This window comes from Geodermatophilus sp. SMS 5-13 (assembly GCF_059428245.1).
The window spans coordinates 4307331-4333923 of sequence record NZ_CP165729.1; the positions used below are offsets into that span (position 1 = coordinate 4307331).

The 26593-nt window shown below is 74.9% G+C and carries 24 protein-coding genes; 7 read left to right on the forward strand and 17 right to left on the reverse strand.

Annotated elements, in window-relative coordinates; translation table 11 throughout:
• Positions 1–11 precede the first annotated feature (11 nt).
• Entirely contained in the window at positions 12–797 is a 786-nt protein-coding gene (locus AB3388_RS20830) for a glycoside hydrolase family 16 protein (protein ID WP_495407231.1), read from the reverse strand.
• Positions 798–834: 37 nt separating this feature from the next.
• Here AB3388_RS20830 and AB3388_RS20835 point away from each other — a divergent pair, with 37 nt between their 5' ends.
• A complete protein-coding gene (locus AB3388_RS20835) occupies positions 835–5418 on the forward strand; it encodes an ATP-dependent helicase (RefSeq protein WP_495407232.1) in 4584 nt (1527 codons plus the stop codon).
• A gap of 112 nt (positions 5419–5530) precedes the next feature.
• Complete coding sequence (locus tag AB3388_RS20840) at positions 5531–6367, forward strand: cold-shock protein (RefSeq protein ID WP_495407233.1); 837 nt, start codon at positions 5531–5533, stop codon at positions 6365–6367.
• Positions 6368–6376: 9 nt separating this feature from the next.
• Here AB3388_RS20840 and AB3388_RS20845 read toward each other — a convergent pair whose 3' ends face one another.
• The 3 genes from AB3388_RS20845 to AB3388_RS20855 form a co-directional block, all read right to left on the reverse strand.
• A complete protein-coding gene (locus AB3388_RS20845) occupies positions 6377–7549 on the reverse strand; it encodes an AAA family ATPase (RefSeq protein WP_495407234.1) in 1173 nt (390 codons plus the stop codon).
• Between the two features lie 25 nt (positions 7550–7574).
• Positions 7575–8033: a GtrA family protein gene (locus tag AB3388_RS20850; RefSeq protein ID WP_495407235.1), complete on the reverse strand. Its 459-nt coding sequence runs from the start codon at positions 8031–8033 to the stop codon at positions 7575–7577.
• Between the two features lie 70 nt (positions 8034–8103).
• Complete coding sequence (locus tag AB3388_RS20855; protein WP_495407236.1) at positions 8104–8688, reverse strand: antibiotic biosynthesis monooxygenase; 585 nt, start codon at positions 8686–8688, stop codon at positions 8104–8106.
• A gap of 108 nt (positions 8689–8796) precedes the next feature.
• Here AB3388_RS20855 and AB3388_RS20860 point away from each other — a divergent pair, with 108 nt between their 5' ends.
• A complete protein-coding gene (locus tag AB3388_RS20860) occupies positions 8797–9648 on the forward strand; it encodes a DNA-formamidopyrimidine glycosylase family protein (RefSeq protein ID WP_495407237.1) in 852 nt (283 codons plus the stop codon).
• Here the strand turns inward: AB3388_RS20860 and AB3388_RS20865 are convergent.
• Complete coding sequence (locus AB3388_RS20865; RefSeq protein WP_495407238.1) at positions 9645–10151, reverse strand: cupin domain-containing protein; 507 nt, start codon at positions 10149–10151, stop codon at positions 9645–9647. The two genes, AB3388_RS20860 and AB3388_RS20865, sit on opposite strands and share 4 nt — an antisense overlap.
• An 8-nt stretch (positions 10152–10159) precedes the next feature.
• Positions 10160–11005 (reverse strand): PspA/IM30 family protein, encoded by an 846-nt coding sequence (locus AB3388_RS20870; RefSeq protein WP_495407239.1) that lies wholly within the window; start codon positions 11003–11005, stop codon positions 10160–10162.
• 131 nt (positions 11006–11136) lie between these two features.
• Between AB3388_RS20870 and AB3388_RS20875 the strand changes: the two genes are divergently transcribed.
• Both AB3388_RS20875 and AB3388_RS20880 read left to right on the forward strand, forming a co-directional pair.
• Positions 11137–12165, forward strand: coding sequence for a PfkB family carbohydrate kinase (locus tag AB3388_RS20875; protein WP_495407240.1), 1029 nt, complete (start codon positions 11137–11139; stop codon positions 12163–12165).
• Positions 12162–12638 carry a GNAT family N-acetyltransferase gene (locus AB3388_RS20880; protein ID WP_495407241.1) on the forward strand — a complete coding sequence of 159 codons (477 nt, stop codon included), beginning with the start codon at positions 12162–12164 and terminating at the stop codon, positions 12636–12638. Before AB3388_RS20875 ends, AB3388_RS20880 begins: the two co-directional genes overlap by 4 nt.
• Here the strand turns inward: AB3388_RS20880 and AB3388_RS20885 are convergent.
• From AB3388_RS20885 to AB3388_RS20910, 6 genes are all read right to left on the reverse strand, one after another.
• Positions 12632–13129, reverse strand: a complete 498-nt coding sequence (locus AB3388_RS20885; protein ID WP_495407242.1) for a TetR family transcriptional regulator — start codon at positions 13127–13129, stop codon at positions 12632–12634. The two genes, AB3388_RS20880 and AB3388_RS20885, sit on opposite strands and share 7 nt — an antisense overlap.
• A 65-nt stretch (positions 13130–13194) precedes the next feature.
• Positions 13195–13605: a helix-turn-helix domain-containing protein gene (locus AB3388_RS20890; protein WP_495407243.1), complete on the reverse strand. Its 411-nt coding sequence runs from the start codon at positions 13603–13605 to the stop codon at positions 13195–13197.
• 128 nt (positions 13606–13733) lie between these two features.
• Positions 13734–14228, reverse strand: coding sequence for a CinA family protein (locus AB3388_RS20895; protein WP_495407244.1), 495 nt, complete (start codon positions 14226–14228; stop codon positions 13734–13736).
• Complete coding sequence (gene pgsA, locus AB3388_RS20900) at positions 14225–14896, reverse strand: CDP-diacylglycerol--glycerol-3-phosphate 3-phosphatidyltransferase (RefSeq protein ID WP_495407245.1); 672 nt, start codon at positions 14894–14896, stop codon at positions 14225–14227. The genes AB3388_RS20895 and pgsA overlap by 4 nt, the downstream gene beginning before the upstream one ends.
• Before the next feature lie 5 nt (positions 14897–14901).
• Entirely contained in the window at positions 14902–16317 is a 1416-nt protein-coding gene (gene rimO, locus AB3388_RS20905) for a 30S ribosomal protein S12 methylthiotransferase RimO (protein ID WP_495407246.1), read from the reverse strand.
• Between the two features lie 108 nt (positions 16318–16425).
• Positions 16426–18936: a DNA translocase FtsK gene (locus AB3388_RS20910; RefSeq protein WP_495407247.1), complete on the reverse strand. Its 2511-nt coding sequence runs from the start codon at positions 18934–18936 to the stop codon at positions 16426–16428.
• A 75-nt stretch (positions 18937–19011) separates the two neighbouring features.
• Between AB3388_RS20910 and AB3388_RS20915 the strand changes: the two genes are divergently transcribed.
• The gene (locus AB3388_RS20915) at positions 19012–20928 is read left to right on the forward strand and encodes a prolyl oligopeptidase family serine peptidase (RefSeq protein ID WP_495407248.1); all 1917 of its coding nucleotides are present in this window, start codon (positions 19012–19014) and stop codon (positions 20926–20928) included.
• A gap of 41 nt (positions 20929–20969) precedes the next feature.
• Here the strand turns inward: AB3388_RS20915 and AB3388_RS20920 are convergent, their stop codons facing one another.
• From AB3388_RS20920 to thyX, 5 genes are all read right to left on the reverse strand, one after another.
• Entirely contained in the window at positions 20970–22673 is a 1704-nt protein-coding gene (locus tag AB3388_RS20920) for a ribonuclease J (RefSeq protein WP_495407249.1), read from the reverse strand.
• Between the two features lie 22 nt (positions 22674–22695).
• A complete protein-coding gene (dapA, locus tag AB3388_RS20925; protein WP_495407250.1) occupies positions 22696–23592 on the reverse strand; it encodes a 4-hydroxy-tetrahydrodipicolinate synthase in 897 nt (298 codons plus the stop codon).
• A 31-nt stretch (positions 23593–23623) separates the two neighbouring features.
• Positions 23624–24187, reverse strand: a complete 564-nt coding sequence (locus AB3388_RS20930; RefSeq protein WP_495407251.1) for a dihydrofolate reductase — start codon at positions 24185–24187, stop codon at positions 23624–23626.
• Complete coding sequence (locus tag AB3388_RS20935; RefSeq protein WP_495407252.1) at positions 24184–24981, reverse strand: thymidylate synthase; 798 nt, start codon at positions 24979–24981, stop codon at positions 24184–24186. The genes AB3388_RS20930 and AB3388_RS20935 overlap by 4 nt, the downstream gene beginning before the upstream one ends.
• A gap of 89 nt (positions 24982–25070) precedes the next feature.
• Positions 25071–25823 (reverse strand): FAD-dependent thymidylate synthase, encoded by a 753-nt coding sequence (gene thyX / locus AB3388_RS20940; RefSeq protein ID WP_495407253.1) that lies wholly within the window; start codon positions 25821–25823, stop codon positions 25071–25073.
• A 262-nt stretch (positions 25824–26085) separates the two neighbouring features.
• On the opposite strand from thyX, the gene AB3388_RS20945 reads away from it, so the two are divergent.
• Positions 26086–26577, forward strand: a complete 492-nt coding sequence (locus AB3388_RS20945) for a toxin-antitoxin system HicB family antitoxin (protein WP_495407254.1) — start codon at positions 26086–26088, stop codon at positions 26575–26577.
• Positions 26578–26593 lie beyond the last annotated feature (16 nt).

The following is a 26593-nucleotide window of genomic DNA, read 5'->3' on the forward strand; positions in this document are numbered from 1 at the left end:
CGGAGTGTGCCCTACGTCTCCCGTGTGCCGGACCCGGGCCGCCAGCCGCGGAACCAGTCGACGACCAGCTCCTGCGGTCCTGGCGCGGCGCCGTCCGGGCCGGGGAAGCCGTAGACGTCGAGCATGAACTGCATCGGGTAGGACGGCGACTGCCGGACGACCTTCACGACCTCGCCGTCGACGAGGAAGGACACCTGCTCCTCTGTCCACTCCGCGGCGTAGACGTGGAACTCGCGGACGTCGATCGGCAGCGGCACCTGTTCGAACTCGTCGGTGATCGACGGGTCGCCGAACGGGTGCACGCCCATGCCGATGCGCGCGCCGTCCGGACCCACGTCGCGGCCGAAGACCTCGAGGACGCAGATCTCCGCGGACCGCTCGGGGGCGTCCTCGTAGCCGATCATCCAGAGCGCGGCCATGCCGGCGGCGTCGACCCGCATCCGGGCGCGGATCTCGAAGAGGCCGTACCGCGGCGTGTAGAGGCGGACGTCGTCCTGCTCCTCCCGCACGACGGCCTCCGGGGCGAACCGGTGCTGGCCGACCGCGCTGCCGAGCGGCCCGCAGAACTCCCCGGTCTGCAGCGAGGAGACCCGGACCTGCCCGTCGAACTCCGGGCACCAGGGCGGCTGGTCCTCCTCGACGAGCAGCCGCAGGTACCCGTCGCCGAGTCGGAAGCGGGCCGCGGCCGACGTCCGGGAGCTCCAGTGCGGCAGGTAGTACGGCAGCCAGAGGCCCCGGTCCAGCTCGTCGCCGTCGAAGGTGTCCTCGACGTCCAGTCGGTACCCGGTCGCCTGCACCAGCGAAGTGTCGTACCCAGCGGGGACACTTGCCGACATGTCGACCCTCGACCGGTTCTCCGAGGCCACCCGGGCCTGGTTCACCGGTGCGTTCGAGGCGCCCACGCCGGCGCAGGAGGGCGCCTGGTCGGCGATCAGCAGCGGCGAGCACGCCCTGGTCGTCGCCCCGACGGGCTCAGGCAAGACCCTCGCCGCCTTCCTCTGGTCGCTCGACCGGCTGGCGAGCACGCCGCTGCCCGCCGACGAGCAGGCCCGCTGCCGCGTCCTCTACGTGTCCCCGCTCAAGGCCCTCGCCGTCGACGTCGAGCGCAACCTGCGGGCGCCGCTGACCGGCATCGGGCAGGCCGCGCTGCGGCTGGGCCTGCCGCGGCCGGAGGTGAAGGTCGCGATCCGGTCCGGCGACACCCCCGCCGACGAGCGGCGCGCCTTCGCCCGCCGGCCCACCGACATCCTCATCACCACGCCGGAGTCGCTGTTCCTGCTGCTGACCAGCTCGGCGCGGGAGGCGCTGCGCGGCGTGGAGACGGTGATCGTCGACGAGGTGCACGCGGTCGCCGACACCAAGCGCGGCGCGCACCTCGCGGTCTCCCTCGACCGGCTCGACGAGCTGCTCGACCGGCCGGCGCAGCGGATCGGCCTGTCGGCGACCGTGCGGCCGATCGAGGAGGTCGCCACCTTCCTCGCCGGCGGCCGGCCGGTGCAGATCGTCGCGCCCGAGGCGCGCAAGCAGTGGGACCTCTCGGTCGTCGTCCCGGTCGAGGACATGAGCGAGCTCGGTCAGCCCACCGGCGAGTTCACCGGCTCGGCCGCGGGCGCCGAACCGCGGACGTCGATCTGGCCGGCGGTCGAGGAGCGGGTGCTCGACCTGGTCGAGGCGCACCGCAGCACGATCGTGTTCGCCAATTCCCGGCGCCTCGCCGAGCGGCTGACCAGCCGGCTCAACGAGCTGTCCTTCGAGCGGGCCACGGGCGAGCCGGTGCCGCCGGGCACCAACGCCGCCGCGCTCATGGCCCAGGCCGGCTCCGGCGGCGGGCTGCCCGAGGCCTTCCAGCCGGTGGCCGCAGCCCACCACGGCTCGGTCTCCCGCGAGCAGCGGGCGGTCGTCGAGGAGGCGCTGAAGTCCGGCCGGCTGCCCGCCGTCGTCGCCACCTCCAGCCTGGAGCTCGGCATCGACATGGGCGCGGTCGACCTCGTGGTGCAGGTCGAGGCGCCGCCGACGGTGGCCTCCGGGCTGCAGCGCGTCGGTCGCGCCGGTCACCAGGTAGGCGCGGTCAGCCGGGGGGTGCTGTTCCCCAAGTACCGCGGCGACCTGGTGCAGTGCGCGCTGGTGGCCGAGCGGATGAAGGCCGGCGCGATCGAGTCGATCCGCTACCTGCGCAATCCGCTCGACGTGCTCGCCCAGCAGATCGTCGCGATCGTCGCCGAGCGGCCGCGCACCGTCGACGAGGTCGGCGCGCTGGTCCGGCGGTCGGCGCCGTTCGCCTCGCTGCCCGAGTCGGCGCTGCAGGCCGTCCTCGACATGCTCGCCGGGCGCTACCCGTCGGACGCGTTCGCCGAGCTGCGGCCGCGGCTGACCTGGGACCGCGTCACCGACACGCTCACCGCGCGCGCCGGCGCCCAGCGGCTGGCCGTGACCAGCGGCGGCACCATCCCCGATCGCGGCCTCTTCGGCGTCTTCCTGGTCGGCTCGGAGGGCTCCGGCGGACGCCGGGTCGGCGAGCTCGACGAGGAGATGGTCTACGAGTCGCGGGTCGGCGACGTCTTCCTGCTCGGGTCGTCGTCCTGGCGGATCGAGGACATCACGCACGACCGCGTGCTGGTCAGCCCGGCGCCGGGGCAGCCCGGGAAGATGCCCTTCTGGAAGGGCGACGCCCCGGGCCGGCCGCTGGAGCTCGGCCGGGCGCTGGGCGCGTTCCTGCGCGAGGTGGGGTCGGCCACCCCGGAGGCCGGGCTCGAGCGGGCCCGGGCCGCGGGGCTCGACGAGTGGGGCGCGGCGAACCTCGCCGCCTACCTGGCCGAGCAGAAGGCGGCGACCGGTCACCTGCCCGACGACCGCACGCTGCTGGTCGAGCGGTTCCGCGACGAGCTCGGCGATTGGCGCCTCGTCGTCCACTCGCCCTTCGGCGCCCAGGTCAACGCCCCGTGGGCACTGGTCCTCGCCGCCCGGCTGCGGGAGCGCTACGGCATGGACGTCGCCTCCATGCACTCCGACGACGGGATCGTGCTGCGGCTGCCCGACACCACCGGGGAGCCGCCGGAGGCCGACCTCGCCGTGCTCGACCCCGACGACGTCGAGCGGGAGGTGACCGCCGAGGTGGGCAGCTCCGCGCTGTTCGCCAGCCGGTTCCGCGAGTGCGCCGCCCGCGCCCTGCTCCTCCCTCGCCGCGACCCGCGCAAGCGCACCCCGCTGTGGCAGCAGCGCCAGCGTTCCGCCCAGCTGCTCTCCGTCGCGAGCGAGTTCTCCTCCTTCCCGATCACCCTCGAGGCCGCCCGCGAGGTGCTGCAGGACGTCTACGACGTCCCCGGGCTCATCGAGCTGATGCGCGACGTGCGCGCCCGCCGGGTGCGGGTGGTCGACGTGCAGACCCAGACGGCGTCGCCGTTCGCGCAGTCGCTGCTGTTCGGCTACGTCGGCCAGTTCCTCTACGAGGGCGACGCCCCGCTGGCCGAGCAGCGCGCGCAGGCGCTGGCCCTCGACACCGGGCTGCTCGCCGAGCTGCTCGGCCGCTCCGAGCTGCGCGAGCTCCTCGACGCCGAGGCGATCGCCGAGCTCGAGCGCGAGCTGCAGCGGCTGCCCGCCGAGCGGCATCCCCGCGACCTCGACGGCGCCGCCGACCTGCTCCGGTACGTCGGCGACCTGACCGCGGCCGAGGCGATGGCCCGCGGGGTGACGCCGGCGTGGCTGGAGGAGCTGGTCGCGTCCCGCCGGGCCCTGCAGGTGCGCATCGCCGGCCACGAGCGCTACGTCGCCATCGAGGACGCCGGCCGGCTGCGCGACGCGCTGGGGACGGCGCTGCCGGTCGGGGTCCCGGAGGTGTTCACCGAGCCGGTCGCCGACCCCCTGGGCGACCTGATCGGCCGCTACGCCCGCACCCACGGCCCGTTCCAGCCGGCCGAGGTCGCCGCCCGCCTCGGGCTCGGCGTCGCCGTGGTGACCGCCACCCTGCAGCGGCTGGTCGGCACGGGGCGGCTGGTCTCCGGGGAGTTCCGGCCCGGCGGCACCGGGCAGGAGTGGTGCGACGCCGAGGTGCTGCGCGGCATCCGCCGCCGCAGCCTGGCCCGGCTGCGCCAGGAGGTCGAGCCGGTGCCGGTCGGCACGCTCGCGCGGTTCACGCCGTCCTGGCAGTCGGTCGGCAGCCGGCTGCGCGGGCCCGACGGCGTGCTCGCCGTCGTCGAGCAGCTGGCCGGGGCGCTCGTGCCGGCCAGCGCGCTCGAGTCGCTGGTCCTGCCCGCGCGGGTCCGCGACTACTCCCCCGCGATGCTCGACGAGCTGACCAGCGCCGGCGAGGTGCTGTGGGCCGGTGCCGGCGGGCTGCCCGGGGGCGACGGCTGGGTCAGCCTCGTCCCGGCCGACCTCGCCGACGTGCTGCTCCCCGAGCCGCTGGAGAGCCCGGAGCCCGACTCGGTCGGCGCGGCGGTGCTCGCGCAGCTGGCCGGCGGCCAGGCGCTGTTCTTCCGCGGCCTGTCCGATCTGGTCGGCGCCACCGACGACACCGCGCTGGCCGACGAGGTCTGGGACCTGGTCTGGTCCGGGCAGCTGACCAACGACACCCTCGCCCCGCTGCGCACCCGGCTGGCCGGCGGGGGCACGCACAAGCGGGCGGCCGTGCCGCAGCCCCGGGTGACCCGCTCCCGCTACGGGCGCCCCCGGCTCGGCCGGCCGGCGATGCCCTCGCGCACCGGCCCGCCCACGGTCGCGGGGCGCTGGTCGCGGCTGCCCGACCGGGAGACCAATCCGACCAGGCGCACGACCGCCCGCGCGGAGGCGCTGCTGGAGCGGCACGGGGTCCTCACCCGCGGTGCGGTCCAGGCGGAGCAGGTGACCGGCGGGTTCTCCGCGGTGTACCCGGTGCTGCGGGCGTTCGAGGAGAACGGCCGGGCGCGGCGCGGCTACTTCGTCGAGACGCTGGGCGCCGCCCAGTTCGGCACCCCGGGCTCGGTCGACCGGCTGCGCAGCTTCGCCGCGCCCGACCGGCAACCCGCCGGCGCGGTCGTGCTCGCGGCGACCGACCCGGCCAACGTGTACGGCGCCGCGCTGCCCTGGCCCGAGCGCGGCGGCACGGAGGGCGAGGAGGCCGTCGACATCGGCGAGGGCACGGGGCGGCGCGGCAGCGGTCACCGTGCGGGGCGCAAGGCCGGCGCGCTGGTCGTGCTCGTCGACGGCGAACTCGTCCTCTACGTCGAGCGCGGCGGCAAGACGCTGCTGTCGTGGACCGAGGACGAGCACGTGCTCAAGGAGGCGGCGACGGCGTTGTCGAGCGCGGTGGCCGCGGGTGCGCTCGGCCGCATGGTGGTGCAGAAGGCCGACGGCGCCTCGGTGCACGAGTCGACGCCGCTGTCGGCGGCCCTGCAGGCGGCCGGGTTCGCGGCCACGCCGCGCGGCCTTCGGGTGCGCGGCTGACCCGGCCGCGCACGCGCGACCCGGCGCTGGGACGCTGGTACGGAGGATCGTGACGCTCGGAGGCGGGCGTCGGAGAGCGCGGGCGGATGCCCCGCGGGAAGTAGAGCAGCAGATGGCAGTCGGCACGGTGCGGTGGTTCAACCCGGAGAAGGGCTTCGGGTTCATCGAACCCGAGGACGGCGGGGACGACGTCTTCGTCCACTTCTCCGCGATCGCCGACACAGGCGGATTCCGCACCCTCGACGAGGGGCAGCGGGTGGAGTACTCGGCGTCGCCCGGCCCGCGTGGCCAGCAGGCGGAGAACGTGCGGCCGCTCGGCGGCGGCCCGGCGGCGCGCGGCCGCGACGACCGCCGCGACGACCGCCGGGACGACCGGCGGGACGACCGGCGCGAGCCGCGGCGCGACACCGGTCGCACTGCCGGCCCGCGCGGGCCGGTGATGACCGGCACGATCGCCCGGTTCGACGACGACAAGGGCTTCGGCTTCATCGTCCCCGACGACGTGTTCGTCCACGTCTCCGCGATGCGCAGCGGACGGGACGAGCCGGAGGAGGGCGACCGCGTCGAGTTCGAGCTGGTCGAGGGCCCGCGGGGTCTGCAGGCCGACGGCGTCCGCCTGCTCTCCGCCGGCCGCGGCGCCCCGGCACGGCGCGATCCCGGGCGCCGCGAGACCCGGCCGGCGGACCGCGACCGCGGCGACCGCGGCGACCGCGGCAGCCGGGGACGGCGCGATGCGGGCGGCGCGACGCAGGGCACCGTCCAGTGGTTCAACCCCGACAAGGGCTTCGGTTTCATCTCCCCGGACGACGGCGGCGAGGACGTGTTCGTCCACTTCTCGGAGATCGAGGACGACGGCGGCTACCGCGAGCTCGTCGAGGGCCAGCGGGTCGAGTTCTCCCGCGCCCGCGGCGACCGCGGGATCAACGCGACCGGGGTCCGCCCGCTGTAGACGGGCGCCTCAGCGCTCCGGCCAGTGCCAGGACGGCAGGTCCAGCGGTCCCAGGCCGTCGATGACCGTCTCGCCGTTCACCTTGACCAGGTGCACGTCGCGGCGGTCGTCCTCGTCGACGTCGTCGGCCAGCAGCGCGCGCAGCGGCGCCGAGTGGGTGACCACGACGACCTGGGTGCGCGACGCCGCCCGCGCCACCATGCCCGCCAGCGGCCGCAGCAGGTCCGGGTGCAGACTGGTCTCCGGCTCGTTGAGCACGAAGAGCTCCGGTGGCCGCGGGGTGAGCAGGGCGGCCGCCCACAGCAGGAAGCGCAGCGTGCCGTCGGACAGCTCGGCGGCGTCGAGCGTGCGCAGCAGCCCGGTCTGCCGCAGCCCCAGCCGGAACAGTCCGCCGGAGTCGACGATCTCCAGCCGGCTGCCGGGGAACGCCTCCTCGATCGCGTCGTCCAGATCGTCGTCCGGCCCGAGCTCGCGCAGCGTCTGCAGCGCCGAGGCGAGGTCGCCGCCGTCATCGGCCATCACCGGCGTGAAGGTGCCCATCCGGGCACCGCGGGCCGGGGCCTGCGGGTCGGTCCGGAACGAGTCGTAGAAGCGCCAGCTGCGCACCCGGTTGCGCACGGCGAGCACCTCGGGGGCGGTCACGGCGTCGGACACCTCGGCGAGCAGGCTGTCCTGCCGCTCGAGCCGGCGCCCGGTGTCGGCCCACCGGCGCCCGTCCCGGGTCATCACGGCCGGCCCGGCCCGCCGGCTCAGCACCGCCGACGGGCGCAGGACGGGCCCGGCCCAGACCACCTCGAGCTTGATCTCGGGGTCGCGGTCGAACATCGTCGTCTCGTCCGGCCTCGGCAGCCCGAAGTCGATGGCGTAGCCGAGGTCCTCGCCGCCGAGGCCGATCCGGAGCGCCACCGGACGGGTCCGCACGGTCCCGGTGATCGGGTGCCGGCCGCTGCGGACGCCCTCGCCGAACACCTCCGGCCCGGCCCAGAGCACCGACTCCAGGCCACCCTCGGCCGCCAGCGCCCGCACCGCGCCGCCGTGGGCGGTCGCCGACAGCAGCCGCAGCACGCGGTAGAGGCTGGACTTGCCCGCACCGTTCGCGCCGGTGACGACGGTCAGCCGGCCTAGGGGGACGACGAGGCTGCGCAGGGAGCGGTACCCGTCCACCGCGATCGTCTGCAGCACGGGGCGACCGTAGCCAGGACCAGCGTCAGGACGGCGAGACCGCAGGCCGGTGCGGGTGCCCCGAGAAGACCCAGAGCCGCAGCGCGGCGAACCGGATCAGGCCGATCGCCCCGGTGACCGCCGCGATCAGCACCAGCTGCGCCCACCAGGCGGTGCCGAGCACCCCGTCGAGGGCGGCCAGGGCGGCACTGGTGGCCAGCAGCCCCGCGACCGCCAGGCCCCCGGCCTCCCACTGGGCGGCCAGCCAGCCGACCCGGCCGCCGGCGTGGAAGGTCACCCGCCGGTGCAGCTCGGTGGCGAGGACGGAGGAGACCACGAACGCGACCACATTGGCCGGCACCGGCCCGATCCCGCGCAGGGACAGGAAGAGCGCGAAGTAGACGAGGCTGCTCGACACCCCGACGGTGACGAAGCGGACGAACTCGGCGCCGGCGTCGTCCCCGTGCAGCCGCTTGCGGGTGCCGCAGACCGCCACCTGCCACACGCGTCCCCGCCTGGCCGGACCGCAGCCAGCGGGGGCGCCCATGCCTCACCGTAGGGCGGAGGGCCAGAGGTCAGGGCCGGCGCGGCTGGAGCCAGCGGCGGAACAGCCGCGTCAGCGCCGGCATGACCACGTAGCCGAGCAGGACGACGACCACGACCGCGGACAGCGCCAGCCGGGCCTCCAGCGGCCAGCTCGTCAGGTGCGGGGTCACCAGCTGCTGGAACAGCGAGGTGATCCCGAAGACCGCGGCGATGGTGAGCAGCGTGGCGCGCCAGCGCGGGCCGGGCGCGGCCGGGCGGGTGAAGAAGCTGTCGAGGCCCTCGACGCGGGCGTAGCGCTCCTCGTCGACCATCTCCGCGAGCTCGGCGAGCAGCGCCGCCCGCTGGGGCGAGCGCTCCCAGCCGGCCAGGGACTCGTCGTCGGCGAACCGGTAGACCAGGTGGTACTCGGAGCTGGCCGCACCCGGGTGCAGCAGCGTCGCGCCGAGGTTGCCGGGGAAGGACGACGCCATGGCGAGGGCGTGCGCCGCCCACCGCTCGAACGCCTGCCGCCGGTCGGGCCGGACGACGCGGGCCACGGTCACGGTCACCGGCTCGGCCACCGGCGCCGGGGCGGGGCCGGCCAGCAGGGTGCGCAGTCGCGTGGTTCCTTCCACGCCAGTGCTCAGCGCGTGCGGCGGCCGGTTCCATCCCGGGTGTCGGCGGCCTCACACCGCCGTGAGCTGCGCCGACGACCGGCGTCCCCGCGGAGCAGACTGGTGGCCGTGCCCGAGGGAGACACCGTCTGGCTGGCCGCCCAGCGCATGCACCGCGCGCTGGCCGGCGCCACGCTGCGCCGCGGCGAACTGCGGGTCCCCCGGCTGGCCGCGGTCGACCTGGCCGGCGTCGGGGTGCGCGAGGTCGTCCCCCGAGGCAAGCACCTGCTGATCCGGCTGGCCGACGACCGGACGCTGCACACCCACTTCCGCATGGACGGCAGCTGGCACATCTACCTCGCCGGGGGGAAATGGCGCGGCGGGCCGGCGTACGACATCCGGGCGGTGCTCACCACCGGCGAGCACGACTGCGTCGGCTACCGGCTGCACGACCTGGCCCTGGTCCCGACGGCGGAGGAGGGCTCGCTGGTCGGGCATCTCGGCCCCGACGTCCTCGGCCCGGACTGGGACCTCGAGGAGGCGCTGCGCCGGCTGGCCGCGCGGCCCGACGAGCAGATCGGCGTGGCGCTGCTCGACCAGCGCAACCTGGCCGGCATCGGCAACGTCTACAAGGTCGAGTCGCTGTTCCTCTGCGGCGTGCACCCGTGGGCGCGGGTCTCCGACGTGCCCGACCTGCGAGCGCTGGTCGAGCGGGCCCGCACCCTCATGCGGGCCAACCGGGACCGTCCCGCGCAGAGCACCACGGGCAGCCTGCGCCGCGGGGAGGACCACTGGGTCGCCGGCCGGCGCGGTAAGCCGTGCCGCCGCTGCGGCACGACGATCCTGCTCGGCGAGCAGGGACCGGACACCCAGGAGCGGGTCACGTGGTGGTGCCCCCGCTGCCAGGCCGCCCGCTCCCCCATCGACCCGGGCGCGCGCACCGGTGAACCGGACCGGCCGCCGCCGATCACCGCGCGCTAGGAACCGTCCACCCAGAAGGTGTCGTGCCGGAGGTAGAACGCCGTCCAGTCCTCCTCCGTCATCGCCTCCCGGCGCACCGCGTCGGCCAGCGTCTCGAAGTAGTCCTCCCGCGGCGCGCCCGGCGTGAACAGGATCAGCATCGACGCCGGCTCGCCGGACTCGTTGCGGAATCCGTGGACGCCGCCCTCCGGCACGAACAGGAAGTCCCCGGCGGTCGCGTCGACCCACCGGGCGCCGTCGAAGAGCCGGACGGCGCCGGAGAGCACGTAGAACGACTCGGTGAGGCTGCGGTGGAAGTGCGGGGACGGCCCGCTCGGCCGTGGGCCCATGTCCCACCGGTAGAGCCCGAAGGCGCCGCCCGTGGTCGCCCCCGTGGCGAGGTAGGCCGCGCCCCCACCCGACGCGTGCGCCAGCTCCGGCGGCTGGTCGGCGCGCCGCAGCACGGCGCTGACCTCCCCGCCGTCGCCGGCGTAGACGTCGGGTGGGTAGGCGAAGCCCGACACGAGCGGAGCTAGACGGTCGGTTCCTGGCGCTCCACCGGCTCCGCGACCGGCGCCTCGGCGGCCGGCTGCTCGACCGGCGGCGTGCCCTGCTCGATCGCCGCGGCGGCCGAGCTGCCCTCGACCGCGGCCGGGCCGGCGTTCATCGAGGCGCGGATCTGGTCCAGCCGGGACGCGCCCGCGACGTCGAGGGTCGCCTTCTGCACCTCGAGCATCCGGCCCTCGACCGAGGTCTGCGCCAGCTCGGCCTGCCCGAGCGCGTTGGCGTAGCGGGCCTCGATCTTGTCTCGGACCTCCTGCAGGCTGGGCGTGTTGCCGGGCGCGGAGAGCTCGTTGACCTGCTTGAGCGAGCTGGCGACGTGCTCCTGCATCTTCGCCTGCTCGAGCTGGCTCATCAGCTTGGTGCGCTCGGCCAGCGTCGTCTGCAGCCGCATGCGGCTCTGCTCGACGGCGCCGCGGGCCTGCTCGGCGGCCTGCAGCGCCTCGTCGTGGCTGCGCTTGAGGTCCTCCATCGCCTGCTCGGCGGCGACCAGCTGGGTGGCGAAGGCCTGCGCGGCGTTCTCGTACTCCCCCGCCTTGGCCGCATCGCCCTTGCCGCGGGTCTGATCGGCGAGGACCAGCGCCTGGCGGGCCGAGGCCTGCAGCTTCTCCACCTCACCGAGCTGGCGGTTGAGCCGCATCTCCAGCTGGCGCTGGTTCCCCAGCACCGCGGCGGCCTGGTTGGCCAGCGCCTGGTGGCGCTGCTGCTCCGCCTCGATCGCCTGGGCGATCTGGATCTTCGGATCCGCCTTCTCGTCGATCTTGGCGTTGGCCGAGGCCGTGAGGTACTTCCACAGCTTCACGAACGGGTTGGGCATCGTTCCTCCTGTCCGGCGCGGTTCCGGCCGGACCGCGAGCGTGTGACGTCGTCACCTCATCGTCCCAGGTGATCCGCTACCGCGGGCAACTGCTCGGCTCCCCGCCGGGTTCCCGTCGCTAGTGTTCCGCCGTGCCCCCAGCAAACGCGGTGCTGAGCGTCCTCGGTGAGTTCGTCGTCGACCTGCTCCCGAACCCGTCCGCGGACGCCGGACCGGAGGGGACGGCGCCGCACTACATCGCCCGCCCGGGCGGCAACGCGCTCAACGTCGCGGTGGCCGCGGGCCGGCTCGGCGCGCCGGTGCGGCTGCTCGCCCGGCTGGGCACCGGGCCGCTGGCGCCCGCGCTGCGCCGGCACGCCGAGCTCTCCGGGGTGGGCCTCGAGGGCCTGGTGACGGCGCACGAGCCGGTGAGCCTCGCTGTCGTGGGCCTGGGCCCCGACGGCTCGCCCGACTACGGCTTCCACGTGCTCGGCGCGGCGGACTGGCAGTGGACCGACGCCGAGCTCGCCGCGGTGTTCGGCGAGCTCCCCGGGATCCTGCACGTCGGCTCGATCTCCAGCTGGACGCCGCCCGGCTGCGACGCCATCGCGGCCCTGGTGGCGCGGCTGGACGACGAGGGCCGCACGCTGATCAGCGTCGACCCCAACATCCGGCCGATGCTCGCCGATGGGCCGGTCGGGGCGAGCCTCGGCAACAGCGCCGCCGCGGTGCGCGAGCGGCTCGACCGGCTCGTCGCCCGGGCCGACGTCGTCAAGGTCAGCGCCGAGGACCTCGGCTGGCTGGAGCCGGGCACCGCGGACCTGGACGCCGCCGCGCAGCAGTGGGCGCAGCGCGGCCCCGGCCTGGTGCTGCTCACCGACGGCGGGGCGCCGCTGCGGATCGCTCGCCCCGGCCGCCCCCTGCTGCACCGGAGGCCGCCGCGGGTGACCGTCGCCGACACCGTGGGCGCCGGCGACTCGCTGGCCGCCGGGCTGCTCAGCGGGCTGCTGGATGCCGGGATCACCACCCGCGCCGCGCTCGACGACCTCGACGACGAGCGGCTGACCGCGATCCTGGACGACGCCGCGCTGGTGGCCGCCCTCAACTGCACGCGGATCGGCGCCGACCCGCCCACCCGCGCCGAGCTGACGGCGGCGCGCGGCTCCCTGGCCGGGCGGTGAGCGCGGGCCTCCGGCTGGTCGGCATCGAGGAGCTCTCCGCCACGGCGCTGCGCACGCGCCTGCTGGCTGCCGCCGGCGAGTTCTGGGCAGGCACCCGGCTCGACGAGGACGAGGTCCGCGCCCGGCACGACCCGGTGTTCTTCGCCCAGTTCGGCGGCTTCGGCGCGGTCGCGCGCACGCCCGACGACCGGGACGCCGGCTACCTGCTCGGGGTGGTGACCGTCGACCGGCTGGCCGTCGTCCACGCCCTGGCGGTGCACCCGGCGTTCCGGCGCACCGGCGTGGCCGGCGCGCTGCTCGACCGGTTCGCAGGCCTGGCCACGAGGCTGGGCGCGCGGGCGGTGCAGGCCGTCGTGGTGCCCGGCGACCCGGCGGTGACCGCGCTGGCCGCGCGGCTCGGGGCGCACGCCGCGGTCTCCCCCGGCCACGCCGGCCCGGGCGCGGACCGCACGGTGCTCACCGCGGTTCAGTAGGCGAGCGGCGGCGGCTCCGCGAGGACGGCGGCCAGCCGGGTGGCGGCCCGGTGCCGGAGCCCCGAGCGGCCGGGCTGCAGGACGACGCCCAGCAGCCAGCGGGCGGCCAGCTCGGCGGCCTCGTCGTCCACCCCCAGGGCGCTCGCGAGCCGGCCGGTCAGCTCGGGCCAGCGGTCGGTGCCGAGCAGCCCGGCGAGCAGCCCCGGCTCGGTCTCGGCCAGCCGGCGCAGCACCGGGTGCCCGGCGCACTCGTCGGCGAGGGCGGCGAGCGCCTCGGCCGGCGGGAGCCCGGCCGCCAGGGCGGTCAGCCGGTCCAGCTCGGTGTCCAGCAGCGCGCGGGCGACCTCGTCCTTGGTCCGGAAGTGGTTGTAGAGCGTGGCCTTGGCGACCCCGGCGGCGCCCGCGATCGACTGCATGGTGGCCCGGCGCAGGCCGGAGGCGGCGAACGCCCGGGCGGCGCCGTCGAGCAGCCCGCGGCGGGTGCGGTTCATCGCGTTGCCGCCGCGGGTGTGCGCTCCCGGGACGTGCGCGGGCGGGTGGGACGACAACGGCCGCGTCAGGCGGCCAGCGAGACCGCCCCACCGCGACGCGCGGCGGCCCGTGCGGACTGACCGGCGCCGACGAGCGCCAGCGCGGGCTCGGCGGCGGCCGCCGGAGCAGCGGGCTGCTCGGCCGCGGTCTCGGTCGCCTCGTCGGCGGACGGCGTGAGCGGGCGGACGGTGGCCGGCGCCGGCGAGCCGGCCCGCAGCGAGTCGCTGACCTCGGCGAGCAGGTCGGCGAGCTCGACGTCGAGGGCGTCGCAGATGGACGCCAGCAGCTCCGAGGACGCCTCCTTCTGCCCGCGTTCCACCTCGGACAGGTACCCGAGGCTCACCCGGGCCCTCCCCGAGACGTCGCGCAGGGTGCGGCGCTGACGCAACCGGTGGCCGCGCAGCGTGTTCCCGAGCTGGGTGCGCAGCAGCGTCATGGCCGTCTCCTGTCCTGCAGTGGGAAGCGGCGGCGCCCCCGAGGGGGCGCCGTGCGCTCACGGTACGCGGAGCCGCTGACGGGAACCCACCCGACCGGCGCGCGTCCGCTCACGGCGTAACGCCGGGGTCAGGAGTGGCGTTCCCCACCCGCGGCCAGCAGGTCGAGCAGCCGCGCGAACGCGGCCGCGACCGCGCCGTCGCGCACGACCTGCCGGTTCCCGGGCAGGTCCAGCCGGGTGACGTCGGTGCGCCGTCCGTCGGCGATGCCGAGGTAGACCCGCCCCGGACCATGCCCGTCGACCGGGTCGGGACCGGCGACGCCGGTCAGCCCGACGCCCCAGTCCGCCCGGCAGGTGGCCCGGATGCCCTCGGCCAGCGCGGCGGCGGTCTCCGGGCTCACCGGGCCGTGCGCGGCGAGCAGGTCCTCGGGCACGCCGGCCAGGACCGCCTTGAGGTCGGTGGCGTAGACGACGGCGCCCCCGCGCAGCGTCGCGCTCGCGCCCGGCACCGAGGCGAGCGTCGCGCAGAACAGCCCCGCGGTCAGCGACTCGGCGGCGGCGACGGTCTCCCCGCGGGCCAGCAGCGCCCCGTGGACGCGGACGGCGGCGGGGTCGGCGCTCACGCCGCGGTGTCGGTGACCGAGCCCGAGTTGCCCGTCGTCCCGGCCTCGCGGCGGGCCGCCGCGCGGGCCATGGCCCGGGCGCTGGTGCGGCGCAGCGTCAGCGCCCGGTAGACGTAGTCCAGCCCGGTGACGACGGTGAGCACCAGCGCGGCACCCATGACCCACCAGCGGGCGCTGGCCAGGACCCCGGTCAGCGGCAGGATGTAGAGCCCGATCGCCAGCGCCTGCAGCACCGTCTTGGCCTTGCCCCCGCGGCTGGCGGCGATCACCCCGTGCCGGATCACCCAGAACCGCAGCAGCGTGACGCCCACCTCGCGGGCCAGGATCACCACGGTCACCCACCACGGCAGCAGCCCGAGGATCGACAGCCCGATCAGCGCGGTGCCGGTGAGCGCCTTGTCCGCGATGGGGTCGGCCAGCTTGCCGAACTCGGTCACCTGACCGCGGCGGCGGGCGATCATCCCGTCGTAGCGGTCGGTGATGATCGCCAGCGCGAAGAACAGCGTCGCCCAGTAGCGGCCGGCGGTGGACGAGCCGTGGTCGGAGAGCAGCAGGACGGCGAACACCGGGACGACCGCCAGCCGCAGCACGGTCAGCGTGTTGGGCAGGTTGAGCAGGCGCGCGGTCTGGGGCGGCGTCGCGGCCGGGTCAGGAGCGACGTCACTCACGACGATCACCGCCCGGCCGGTACGACGGCGGGCTGCAGCGCGGCCGCGACCAGGTCGACGCCGTCGGTGCCGACGACCTCGGCGGTCACGACCTGGCCCGGGACGACGCCCTCGGGCACCCCGGTGACGAGCGTCGTGCCGTCGCTGTCGGGGTCCTGGTGGGCGGCGGAGCCGGTCCACTCCCCGCCGCCGAGGTCCTCGAGCAGCAGGACGTCGACCCGCTCGCCGAGGCGGTCCTCGGCCCGCTGCGCGGTGAGCTCCTCGACCAGGTCGGTGATCCGGCGGACGCGGGCGTCGATCTCGGCCTGGTCGAGCTTGCCGGGCAGGCCGATCGCCTCGGTGCCCTCCTCGTCGGAGTAGCCGAAGACGCCGACCGCGTCGAGCCGGCCCTCGGAGAGGAAGCGCTCGAGCTCGGCGACGTCGTCCTCGGTCTCGCCGGGGAAGCCGAGGATCACGTTGGTGCGGAACCCGGCCGTCGGCGCGAGCGACCGGGCGCGCTCGATCAGCGTGAGGAAGTCGTCGGTGCCGCCGAAGCGGCGCATCCGGCGCAGCAGGGCCGGCGAGGAGTGCTGGAAGGACAGGTCGAAGTAGGGCGCGACCCCCTCGGTTCCGGCGATCACCTCGAGCAGGCCGGGCCGCAGCTCGGCCGGCTGCAGGTAGGCGACGCGCACGCGGGCGATGCCGTCGACCGCGGCGAGCTGCGGCAGCAGCTTCTCCAGCGAGCGCAGGTCGCCGAGGTCCTTGCCGTACGAGGTCGAGTTCTCGCTGACCAGCACGAGCTCGGTCACGCCCTGCGCGGCCAGCCACTGCGCCTCGGAGAGCACCTCGGCCGGCGGCCGCGAGACGAACGCCCCGCGGAAGGTCGGGATCGCGCAGAACGCGCAGCGGCGGTCGCAGCCCGAGGCCAGCTTGAGGGCGGCCGAGGGACCGCCGGACAGCCGGCGGCGGCGCAGCCAGTCGTGCCCGGGGATGGCCGCATCGACCGACGCCGAGGACCGCTCCACCGGGCTGATCGGCAGCAGCGTGCGCCGATCGCGCGGGGTGTGCGGCACCAGCGGACGCCCGGCCAGGACGTCGTCCAGCCGGTCACCGATCTGCGCGTAGTCGTCGAAGCCCAGGACCGTCGCCTCGGGCAGCGCCCCGGCCAGCTCCGAGCCGTAGCGCTCGGCCATGCAGCCCACGGCCACCACGGGAGCGCCCGAGTCGCCCGCGGCGAGCAGCGCGTCGACGGAGTCCTTCTTCGCGCTCTCGATGAAGCCGCAGGTGTTGACCAGGACGGCATCGGCCGCGTCGGCGTCGTCCACCAGCTCGTAGCCGTCGGCGGCGAGCCGGCCGGCGAGCTCCTCGGAGTCGACCTCGTTGCGGGCGCACCCGAGGGTCACCACCGCCACGGTGCGGGCATGGCGGGGCAGGGCTGTCACCGTCCCATCGTATGTGCTGTGCGCCGGGCCGCCCGTGGGACTCGTGTCACGGCCCCCTTGCAGGGTCCCGTCACGAGCTTGCGGGTGATGGGGGGCAAGGGGGTCCTTCTACTCGGCTCCGCCGCCGCGGATCGTGAACAGCGTCGCCTCGAGCTCGTCGGGCTTGATGAGCACGTCGCGGGCCTTGGACCCCTCGGACGGGCCGACGATGCCGCGGCTCTCCATGAGGTCCATGAGCCGGCCGGCCTTGGCGAAGCCGACCCGCAGCTTGCGCTGCAGCATCGACGTGGAGCCGAACTGGCTGGTGACGATGAGCTCCACGGCCTGCAGCAGCAGGTCGAGGTCGCCGCCGATGTCCTCGTCGATCTCCTTCTTCTCACCGGAGGCACCGGCGGAGAAGACCTCCTCGCGGTACTCCGGCTCGGCCTGGCGCTTGGTGAACTCGACGACCGCCTCGATCTCGGTGTCGGAGACATAGGCGCCCTGGACGCGCATCGGCTTGCCCGCCCCGATGGGCAGGAAGAGCGCGTCGCCCATGCCGATGAGCTTCTCCGCGCCCGGCTGGTCGAGGATGACCCGGCTGTCGGTGAGGCTGGAGGTGGAGAACGCCAGCCGCGACGGCACGTTGGCCTTGATCAGGCCGGTGACGACGTCGACCGACGGCCGCTGCGTGGCGAGGATCAGGTGGATGCCCGCCGCACGCGCCTTCTGGGTGATCCGGACGATGTAGTCCTCGACGTCGCGCGGGGCGACCATCATCAGGTCGGCGAGCTCGTCGACCACCGCGAGGATGTACGGGTACTCCCGGTACACCCGCTCGCTGCCGGGCGGGGCGACGATCTCGCCCTTGGTCACCTTGCGGTTGAAGTCGTCGATGTGCCGGACGCCGGTGGCCCGCATGTCCTGGTAGCGCTGCTCCATCTCCTCGACCAGCCAGGCCAGGGCGGTCGCGGCCTTCTTCGGGTCGGTGATGATCGGCGTGATCAGGTGCGGGATGCCGTCGTACGGCGTGAGCTCGACCATCTTCGGGTCGACCAGGATCAGCCGCAGCTGCTCCGGCGTCGCGCGGATCAGCAGCGAGGTCAGGATCGAGTTGACGCAGCTGGACTTACCGGCACCGGTGGCGCCGGCGACGAGCAGGTGCGGCATCTTCGCCAGGTTGGCGCAGACGAAGCCGCCCTCGATGTCCTTGCCGAGGCCGACCAGCATCGGGTGCGGGTCCTGCTTGGCCGCCCCGGAGCGCAGCACGTCGCCGAGGCTGACCGTCTCGCGGTCGGTGTTGGGCACCTCGATGCCGACCGCCGACTTGCCCGGGATCGGCGCGAGGATCCGGATGTTGTCGTTGGCCACCGCGTAGGCGATGTTCTTGGTCAGCTGGGTGATCTTCTCGACCTTGACCGCGGGGCCGAGCTCCACCTCGTAGCGGGTCACCGTCGGGCCCCGGGTGAAGCCGGTGACGGCGGCGTCGATGTTGAACTGCTCGAGCACGCCGGTGATCGCCTCGATGGCGACGTCGTTGGACTTCGACCGCGCCCGCGGCGGTGTGCCCGGCCGCAGCATCGTGACCGCCGGCAGCACGTAGTCGCCCTCGACGGGCTGGATGGACAGCTGCTCGGGCTCGGTGACCGGCTCGAGCGCCTCCGGCGGCGCCGTCCGGTCGACCACGGCCGGGCGGGGCACCGGCGGCGGCCCGACGGGGACCACGTCCTCGGCGGGGTCGTGGCGGACCGCCTCGGGGGCCTCGGCGAAGGCGGCGTGGTCGATCGGGCCGGTGGTGAGGAGGTCCTCGGACACGGCCGGCTTGCGGCGGCCGCGCGTGGGCTGCTCCTCGACGTCCTCGTCGTCGTAGTCGTCGTCGTACTCGTCGTCGTCGTAGTCGCGGCCGACCATGCGGTCGGCGAGCTCGCGCAGCCGCTCGGGGATCTGGTGCACCGGCGTCGCCGTGACGACCAGCAGGCCGAAGAAGGCGACCAGCACGAGCAGGACGACGGCGACGACGGCGCCCACGCCGGCGGACAGCGGGGTGCCGACCGCCCAGCCGGCCAGCCCGCCGGACCCGGGGTGCCCCTGCGAGGGGCCGTTCGTCGCGCCGCCGCCGACGACGGAGGCGATGCCCTGGACGGCGGCGATCAGGCAGAACCAGCCGACCACGAGACGGCCGCGCGCCTCCGGGTTCGGCGGGTGGCGCAGCAGGCGCAGCGAGACGAAGAAGAAGAACACCGGCAGGACGACGACGACGGAGCCGACGATCCAGCGGCTGCCGTCGGCGATCGCCGCGCCGACCGGGCCGATGCCGTTGGTCCACACCGCGGCGCCGAGGACGACCGCCAGCCCGAGCACGGCCAGGCCGACGCCGTCGCGACGGTGCTCCGGACCGAGCGGCTCGGCCTCCTCGGGGCGGGCGATCGAGCGGGCCAGGCCACCCACGCCCTTGGCGAGCAGGGACCAGCTGCCCCCGACGATGCGCAGCAGTCCGCCGTTGGACTTCTTCCGGGCGGCCGGCTTGCGGCCGCCCGCGGCGGGCCGTTTGGCGGGTGCCCGCTTGCGGGACGCCGTCGACCCGGAGCGGCTCCGGGAGGACGCCGCCGGCCGGCGGGTCGGCGTGGTGCGGGCAGGCATGCGTCAGACGGTAATCCCGGGTGCACCCCTGACCGGGCAGGCGAGACGTCGTGTCCCCCACCTACCGTTTGCTCCATGCCCCTCCCCTACGGAAGCTGGCCCACCCCGTTCACCTCGGAGCTCGTCGTGCGCGCCGCCGCCCACCCGAGCGGGGTCGCGGTCGACGACGGTGACGTCTGGTGGGGAGAGGCCCGCCCCGGCGAGGGCGGCCGGACGGCGGTCGTCCGCAACGGCGCCGACGTCCTGCCCCCGCCGTGGAACGCCCGGACGCGGGTGCACGAGTACGGCGGCGGGGCGTGGACGGTCGCGGGCGGCACGCTGTGGTTCACCGAGTTCGCCGATCAGCGCCTGTACCGCCTCGACCCGGGCGCGGACGAGCCGGTCGCGGTGACCCCGGAGCCGCCGATCCCCGCGGGCGTCCGCTTCGCCGACCTCGCCGTCCTGCCCGACGGGGCGGGCGTGCTCGCCGTCCGCGAGACGCACACCGACAGCGGCGCGGCGGCCGACGTCGTCAACGAGGTCGTGCGGATCGCGCCCGACGGGACCGCCACCGTGCTCGTCACCGGGCCCGACTTCGTCTCCGACCCGCGGCAGGCGCCCGACGGCGCCACCCTGTCGTGGCTGCAGTGGAACCACCCCGACATGCCGTGGGACGCCGCGCAGCTGGTCGTCCGGGCGCCCGACGGCACCGAGACGGTCGTCGCCGGCGGTGCGGGCGAGTCCGTGGTCTCGCCGACCTGGGCCGCCGACGGGACGCTGTGGTTCCTGTGCGACGCCACCGACGTGTGGTCGCTGCACCGCTGGCGGCCGGGACGCGGTTGCGAGCTGGTCCTCGACGTCGGCTGCGACATCGCCGGCCCGCAGTGGCAGTTCGGGCAGCGCCGCTTCGCCCTCCTGGACGACGGCCGCATCATGCTCGCCTTCGCGCGGGAGGGCGCCGACCGGCTCGGCGTCCTCGGCCCGGACGGCGACCTGCGCGAGCTCGACCTGCCGTACGCCGCGTTCGGCTCGCTGGCTGCCGACGGGGACGGCGTCGTGTGCGTGGCCGGCGGCCCGGCGGCGGAGCCGGTGGTGCTGCGGGTCGGGGTCGATGACGGGACGGCGAAGGTGCTGCGGCCGGCCCGCGACCTCGGGCTCGACCCCGCGTGGTTCTCCCGGCCGGAGCACGTCACCTTCCCGACCGAGGACGGCGGCACCGGCATCGCCGAGGCGCACGCGCTGGTCTACCCGCCGACCAACCCCGAGGTGACCGCGCCGGAGGGCGAACTGCCGCCGCTGCTCGTCGTGGTGCACGGCGGGCCGACGGCCGCGGCGTCGTCCGTCCTCGCCCTGTCGGTGCAGTACTGGACCTCGCGCGGCTTCTGCGTCGCCGACGTCGACTACCGCGGCTCCACCGGCTACGGCCGCCGGTACCGCGAGGCGCTCAAGGGGCGGTGGGGCGTGGCCGACCTCGACGACGTCATCGCCTGCGCCCGCTTCCTGGCCGACGCGGGGCGGGCGGACGCCGCGCGCATGGCGATCCGGGGCGGGTCGGCCGGCGGCTACACGACCCTGGCCGCCCTGACGATGCGACCCGGCGTGTTCACCGCGGGCGCCAGCCACTACGGCATAGCCGACCTCGCCGCCCTGGCCGCCGACACGCACAAGTTCGAGTCGCGGTACCTCGACGGCCTGGTCGCGCCGTACCCGGCCGGGGGTGAGGTGTACGCCGAGCGCTCGCCGATCACGCACGTGGGCGCCCTGGACACCCCGCTGGCCGTCTTCCAGGGCGAGGAGGACCGCGTCGTGCCGCCGCAGCAGGCCGAGACGATCGTCGCCGCGCTGCGGGAGAAGGGCGTGCCGCACGCCTACCTGCTCTTCCCCGGCGAGCAGCACGGGTTCCGGCGCGCGGAGAACATCCGCACCGCCCTGGACGGCGAGCTGTCCTTCTACGCCCAGGTCTGGGGCTTCGCCCTCCCCGCGGAGGAAGGCATCACCCCCATCGAGGTGTAGTGGAGTGGCTCGGTGACGGTTTCCGTCACCGAGCCACTCCACTACACCTCGAGGACCGTGGGGATGATCATCGGGCGGCGGCGGTAGGTGTCGGACACCCACTTGCCGACCGTCCGGCGGATCAGCTGCGAGAGCCGGTGCGGGTCGACCTCGTCGTCCTCCAGCGCGCGCTTCAGGTTGGTCTCGACCAGGGTCAGCACCTCGTCGAAGGCCGACGGGTCGTCGGAGAAGCCGCGGGTGGACAGGTGCACCGGCCGGACGATGGTCCGCGTCGAGGGCTCGATGACGACGGTCAGGGCCACGAAGCCCTCGTCGCCGAGGATCCGCCGGGCCTGCAGCGACTCCTCCCCCACGTCGCCGACGTTGAGCCCGTCGACGTAGACGTCGCCGATCGGTACCGACCCGGTGATCGAGGCCTTGCCGTCGACCAGGTCCACCACCACGCCGTTCTCGGCGAGGATCACCCGGTCGCTGCTCATCCCGGTCTGCTCGGCGAGCGCCGCGTGCGCCCGCAGATGCCGCCACTCGCCGTGCACGGGCATCAGGTAGTGCGGCTTGGCCACGTTGAGCAGCGTGCGCAGCTCGCCGGCCGGGGCGTGCCCGGAGACGTGCACCATCGCCGTCTCCTTGTGCACGACGGTCGCGCCGAGCCGGGCCAGCCCGTTGATCACCTTGTAGACGGCGGTCTCGTTGCCGGGCACCAGCGAGGAGGCCAGCACGATCGTGTCGCCGGCCTCGATGGTGACCTGGTGGTGCTCGCCGCGGGCCATCCGGCCGAGCGCCGACAGCGGCTCGCCCTGCGACCCGGTGCTGACCAGCACGACCTTCTCCGGCGGCATCGACGTGGCCTCGTCGAGCGGCACCATCAGCCCGGGGGCGACCCGCAGCAGCCCGAGGTCGCGCGCGACGCCCATGTTGCGGACCATCGAGCGGCCGACGAACGCGACCTTGCGGCCGTGCGTCTCCGCGGCGTCGAGGACCTGCTGGATGCGGTGCACGTGGCTGGCGAAGCTGGAGACGATCAGCCGCTGGGTGGCCCGCCGGAAGACGTCCTCGAGCACGGGGCCGATGGCCCGCTCCGAGGTGACGAAGCCCGGCACCTCCGCGTTGGTGGAGTCGGCCATCAGCAGGTCGATGCCACCGCTCACGCCGAGCCGGGCGAACGCGCCGAGGTCGGTGAGGACGCCGTCGAGCGGCAGCTGGTCCATCTTGAAGTCGCCGGTGTGCACGACCGTCCCGGCCGGCGTGTGCACCGCGACGGCCAGCGCGTCGGGGATCGAGTGGTTGACGTTGATGAACTCGCAGTGGAACGGCCCGGCGACGTGGTCGTCACCGGCGGCCACCTCGACCAGCGTCGGGTCGATGCGGTGCTCGCGCAGCTTGGCTCTGACCAGCGCGAGCGTGAACCGCGACCCCACCAGCGGGATGTCGCCGCGCAGCCGCAGCAGGTAGGGCACCGCGCCGATGTGGTCCTCGTGCCCGTGGGTGAGGACGACGGCGGCGATGTCGCCGAGGCGGTGCTCGATGACCCCGAAGTCGGGCAGGATCAGGTCGACGCCCGGCTGCTCCGCCTCGGGGAAGAGGACGCCGCAGTCGACGACCAGCAGTGCGCCGTCGTACTCGAGGACGGCCATGTTGCGGCCGATCTCGCCGAGCCCGCCGAGGGCCATGACCCGGAGGCCGCCCTCGGGCAGCGGCGGCGGGGCCTGCAGGTCGAGATGGGGCTGGGCCAGCTGACCGGTCACGGAACGAGTGTTCCCGGATCGCTCACAGGGTTATGCCTCCGGCAGCGAGATCGGTGCGCAGCTGCGCGACCTGTTCGGGGGTGGCGTCGACCAGCGGCGGCCGGACCGGCCCGCCGGGCAGGCCGAGCTCGCGCAGGGCCGCCTTGACCAGGATGACGCCCTGGGTACGGAAGATGCCGGTGTAGAGCGGCAGCAGGGTCTCGTTGACCGCCCGCGCCTTCACCAAATCGCCGGACTCGACCGCGGCGATCAGCTCCGCCATCCGGGGGCCGGCGACGTGGCCGACGACGCTGACGACCCCGACCGCGCCCAGGGCCAGCAGCGGCAGGTTGAGCATGTCCTCGCCGCTGTAGTACGCGAGGTCGGTGCGGGCGAGGGTCCAGGCGACGGACCCGAGGTCGCCCTTGGCGTCCTTCACCGCGACGATCCGCGGGTGCTCCGCGGCCCGGACGAGGGTCTCCACCTCGATGGGGACGACGACCCGCGGCGGGATGTCGTAGAGCATCACCGGCAGGTCCGTCGCGTCCGCGACCGCGGTGAAGTGCTTGAGCAGCCCGGCCTGCGGCGGCTTGTTGTAGTACGGGGTGACGACGAGCAGGCCGTGCGCGCCGATCCGCTCGGCGTCGCGGGCCTTCTCGATCGAGTGCGCGGTGTCGTTGGTGCCGACGCCGGCGACGACGACCGCCCGGTCGCCCACGGCGTCGAGCACCGCCTCCAGCACCGCTCGCTGCTCGGCGTCGGAGACGGTGGGCGACTCCCCCGTCGTCCCGGAGATGACCAGGCCGTCGTGCGCACACCGGTCCACCAGGTGGGCGGCGAGCTCCTGCGAACCGGCGAGGTCGATCGTCCCGTCATCGGCGAAGGGGGTCACCATCGCCGTCAGCACGCGCCCGAAGGGCCGCGCGGGATCGGTGCTCATGGGAGGAATCTACCGACCCCGAGGAGCGGACTCAGCCCTCGCCGACGACGTCCGCGCGCCAGCGTGTCAGCGCCGCCGGGACCGGGCTCGTCGCGGACCCGGCCGCTGCTCCCCGTCGCCACCACGAGACGGCGAACCGGAGCCCGCCCGCGGAGGGCAGCCAGCCCTCCGCCGGCATGCGCATCTCGAGCTCCCAGTCACCGTCGAGCCGGGGCGCCCAGGTGTCGCCGGGGAACCGGCCGTCGACCTCGGTGACCACGATCTCGTCGGCGTGCGGCAGGAACGCCGTGTAGACCCCGCCGCCGCCGATCACCCAGAGCTCGTCGTGCGCCGCGAGGACGTCCTCGACCGAGGTCGCCACCGGCACGCCGACCCCGGCGTCGGTGAGCGTCGTGCTGAGGACGACGTTGCGCCGGCCGGGCAGCGGCCGCACCCGCGGCGGCAGCGACAGCCAGGTCCGGCGGCCCATGACGACCGTGGAGCCGAGGGTGAGCGCGCGGAACAGCCGCAGGTCCTCGGGCAGGTGCCAGGGCAGCGCCCCGTCGGCCCCGATGACGCCGTCGGTGTCCTGCGCCCAGACCAGCCGGACGCTCACACCGCCACCGCGGCGCGGATCGCCGGGTGCGGGTCGTAGTCGTGCACGTGGAAGTCGGCGTAGTCGTACTCGAACAGCGACGGCGCCCGGTCGATCGTCAGCCGCGGGAACGGCCGGACCTCGCGGGAGAGCTGCTCGCGCACCTGGTCGACGTGGTTGGCGTAGACGTGGCAGTCCCCGCCGACCCAGATGAAGTCGCCGGGCTCCAGGCCGACCTGCTGGGCGACCATCTGGGTGAGCAGCGCGTAGCTGGCGATGTTGAACGGCACCCCCAGGAACAGGTCCGCGCTGCGCTGGTAGAGCTGGCAGGAGAGCCGGCCGTCGGCGACGTAGAACTGGAACATCGCGTGGCACGGCGCCAGCGCCATCTCCGGCAGCGCGCCGACGTTCCACGCGGAGACGAGCATGCGCCGCGAGTCCGGGTCGGCGCGCAGGGTCTCGAGCACCTGGGAGATCTGGTCGATCGCACCGCCGTCTGGTGCGGGCCAGGAGCGCCACTGGACGCCGTACACCGGCCCGAGGCCGCCGTCCTCGGCCGCCCACTCGTCCCAGATGGAGACGCCGTGCTCCTGCAGCCACCGGACGTTGCCCTCGCCGCGCAGGAACCACAGCAGCTCGTAGGCGACCGACTTGAAGTGCACCTTCTTCGTCGTCACCAGCGGGAAACCTCGGGACAGGTCGTAGCGCAGCCGCTCCCCGAAGACACTGCTCGTGCCGGTGCCGGTGCGGTCGGACTTCGGGGTGCCGGTCTCCAGCACCCGGCGCAGCAGGTCCTCGTACTGCGTGTCGATCATGTGACTCCCCCTCGTCGGCGCCCGTCGACTCTAGGTCGGGGTGCCGACGCCATCGACCGGCCACGCCCCAGGAGTCCCTGGGTCCCCGCCTACCCCTCGGCCACGTACGGGCTGGCCGCCACCTCGGTGCCGTCGGCCAGCCGGCTGATCCGGAAGTCGCTGAAGACGTGGCCGGCCACCGCCTGCAGCTCGCGCAGGCAGGCGATCGCCAGCTCGCGGATCTCGACGTCGGCGTGCTCGCTGGCCCGCATCGCGATGAAGTGCCGCCAGGCGCGGTAGTTGCCGGTGACGACGATGCGGGTCTCGATGGCGTTGGGCAGCACCGCTCGGGCGGCCTGGCGGGCCTGCTTGCGGCGCAGCGTGCCGTTCGGGACGTCGGCGAACCGCTTCTCCAGGGCCTCGAGCAGCTCGCCGTAGGCGGCCAGCGCGGCGTCGGTGGCCGCGAGGAACTTCTCGTGCAGCTCCGGGTCCTCGGCGATGACCACCGGTTCGACGACGGCGGCGTTGCCCTCGGGGACGTAGCGCTGGGAGAGCTGGCTGTAGGAGAAGTGCCGGTGGCGGATCAGCTCGTGGGTCAGCGACCGGGACACCCCGGACAGGTACAGGCTCACCGTCCCGTGCTCGAGCACCGAGAGGTGGCCGACCTCGAGGATGTGCCGGAGGTAGCCCTGGTTGGTCGCCGTCGCCGGGTTCGGCTTGCTCCAGGACTGGTAGCAGGCCCGGCCGGCGAACTCGGCGAGCGCCTGGCCGCCCTCCGCGTCGGTCTCCCAGGGCACGTCGGCCGGGGGGTCGAAGTGCGTCTGGGCGATCACCTGGACCGTGAGCCGCGCGATCGGTGGCACGGCGCCGAGCCTACGGCGCTGCAACCGGCGACACCACGACGACTGCACCATGGTGTTGTGATGGCGTCATTATGGTGCCATAGTGGCGCCATGGAGAACTGGACATATACCGAGGAACTCCGGGGCCAGCTGCGTCAGTCCCGGGGCCGGCACGCCGGGCGGGGCCACGACCGCGACGTCGCGCGCCTGCTGTCCCCCTGGCGGCGGCACCACGGCGGGCCCGACACCGTCGTGCGGGGGGAATGACGCCACCATGGCGTCCATGGATCTCAGCGACTACGTCGACGCCCTGCGGACCGCCCTGACCGCGGCCGCGGCCGCCGGCGGCGAGCAGGCGCGGGAGACCGCCCGGCTGCTCGCCGACACGATGGAGCCCGCCGTCCGGCTGACGGTCACCAACGCGCTGTCGGACATGGCGGCCGAGGTGACCGCGGCGCTCGAGGGCGCGCTCGTCGACATCCGCGTGCGCGGGCGCGACCCCGAGGTCGTCGTCGTCCCGCCCGTGCACCACGAGCCGGCCGAGGAGCCCGAGGCCGGCGACGAGGACAGCGGGGACGACGACGGGTCGGTCGCCCGCATCAGCCTGCGCCTCCCCGAGCAGCTCAAGTCCCGCGCGGAGGCGGCCGCGGCCGCCTCCGGGGTCTCGCTCAACGCCTGGCTCGTGCGGGCGGTCTCGGGCGCGCTCCGCGAGCCCCGCCCTGGTCCGCAGCCGGGCCGCGGCCCCCGCCGCTACACCGGCTTCGCCCGCAGCTGATCCCACCTGGAGGAAC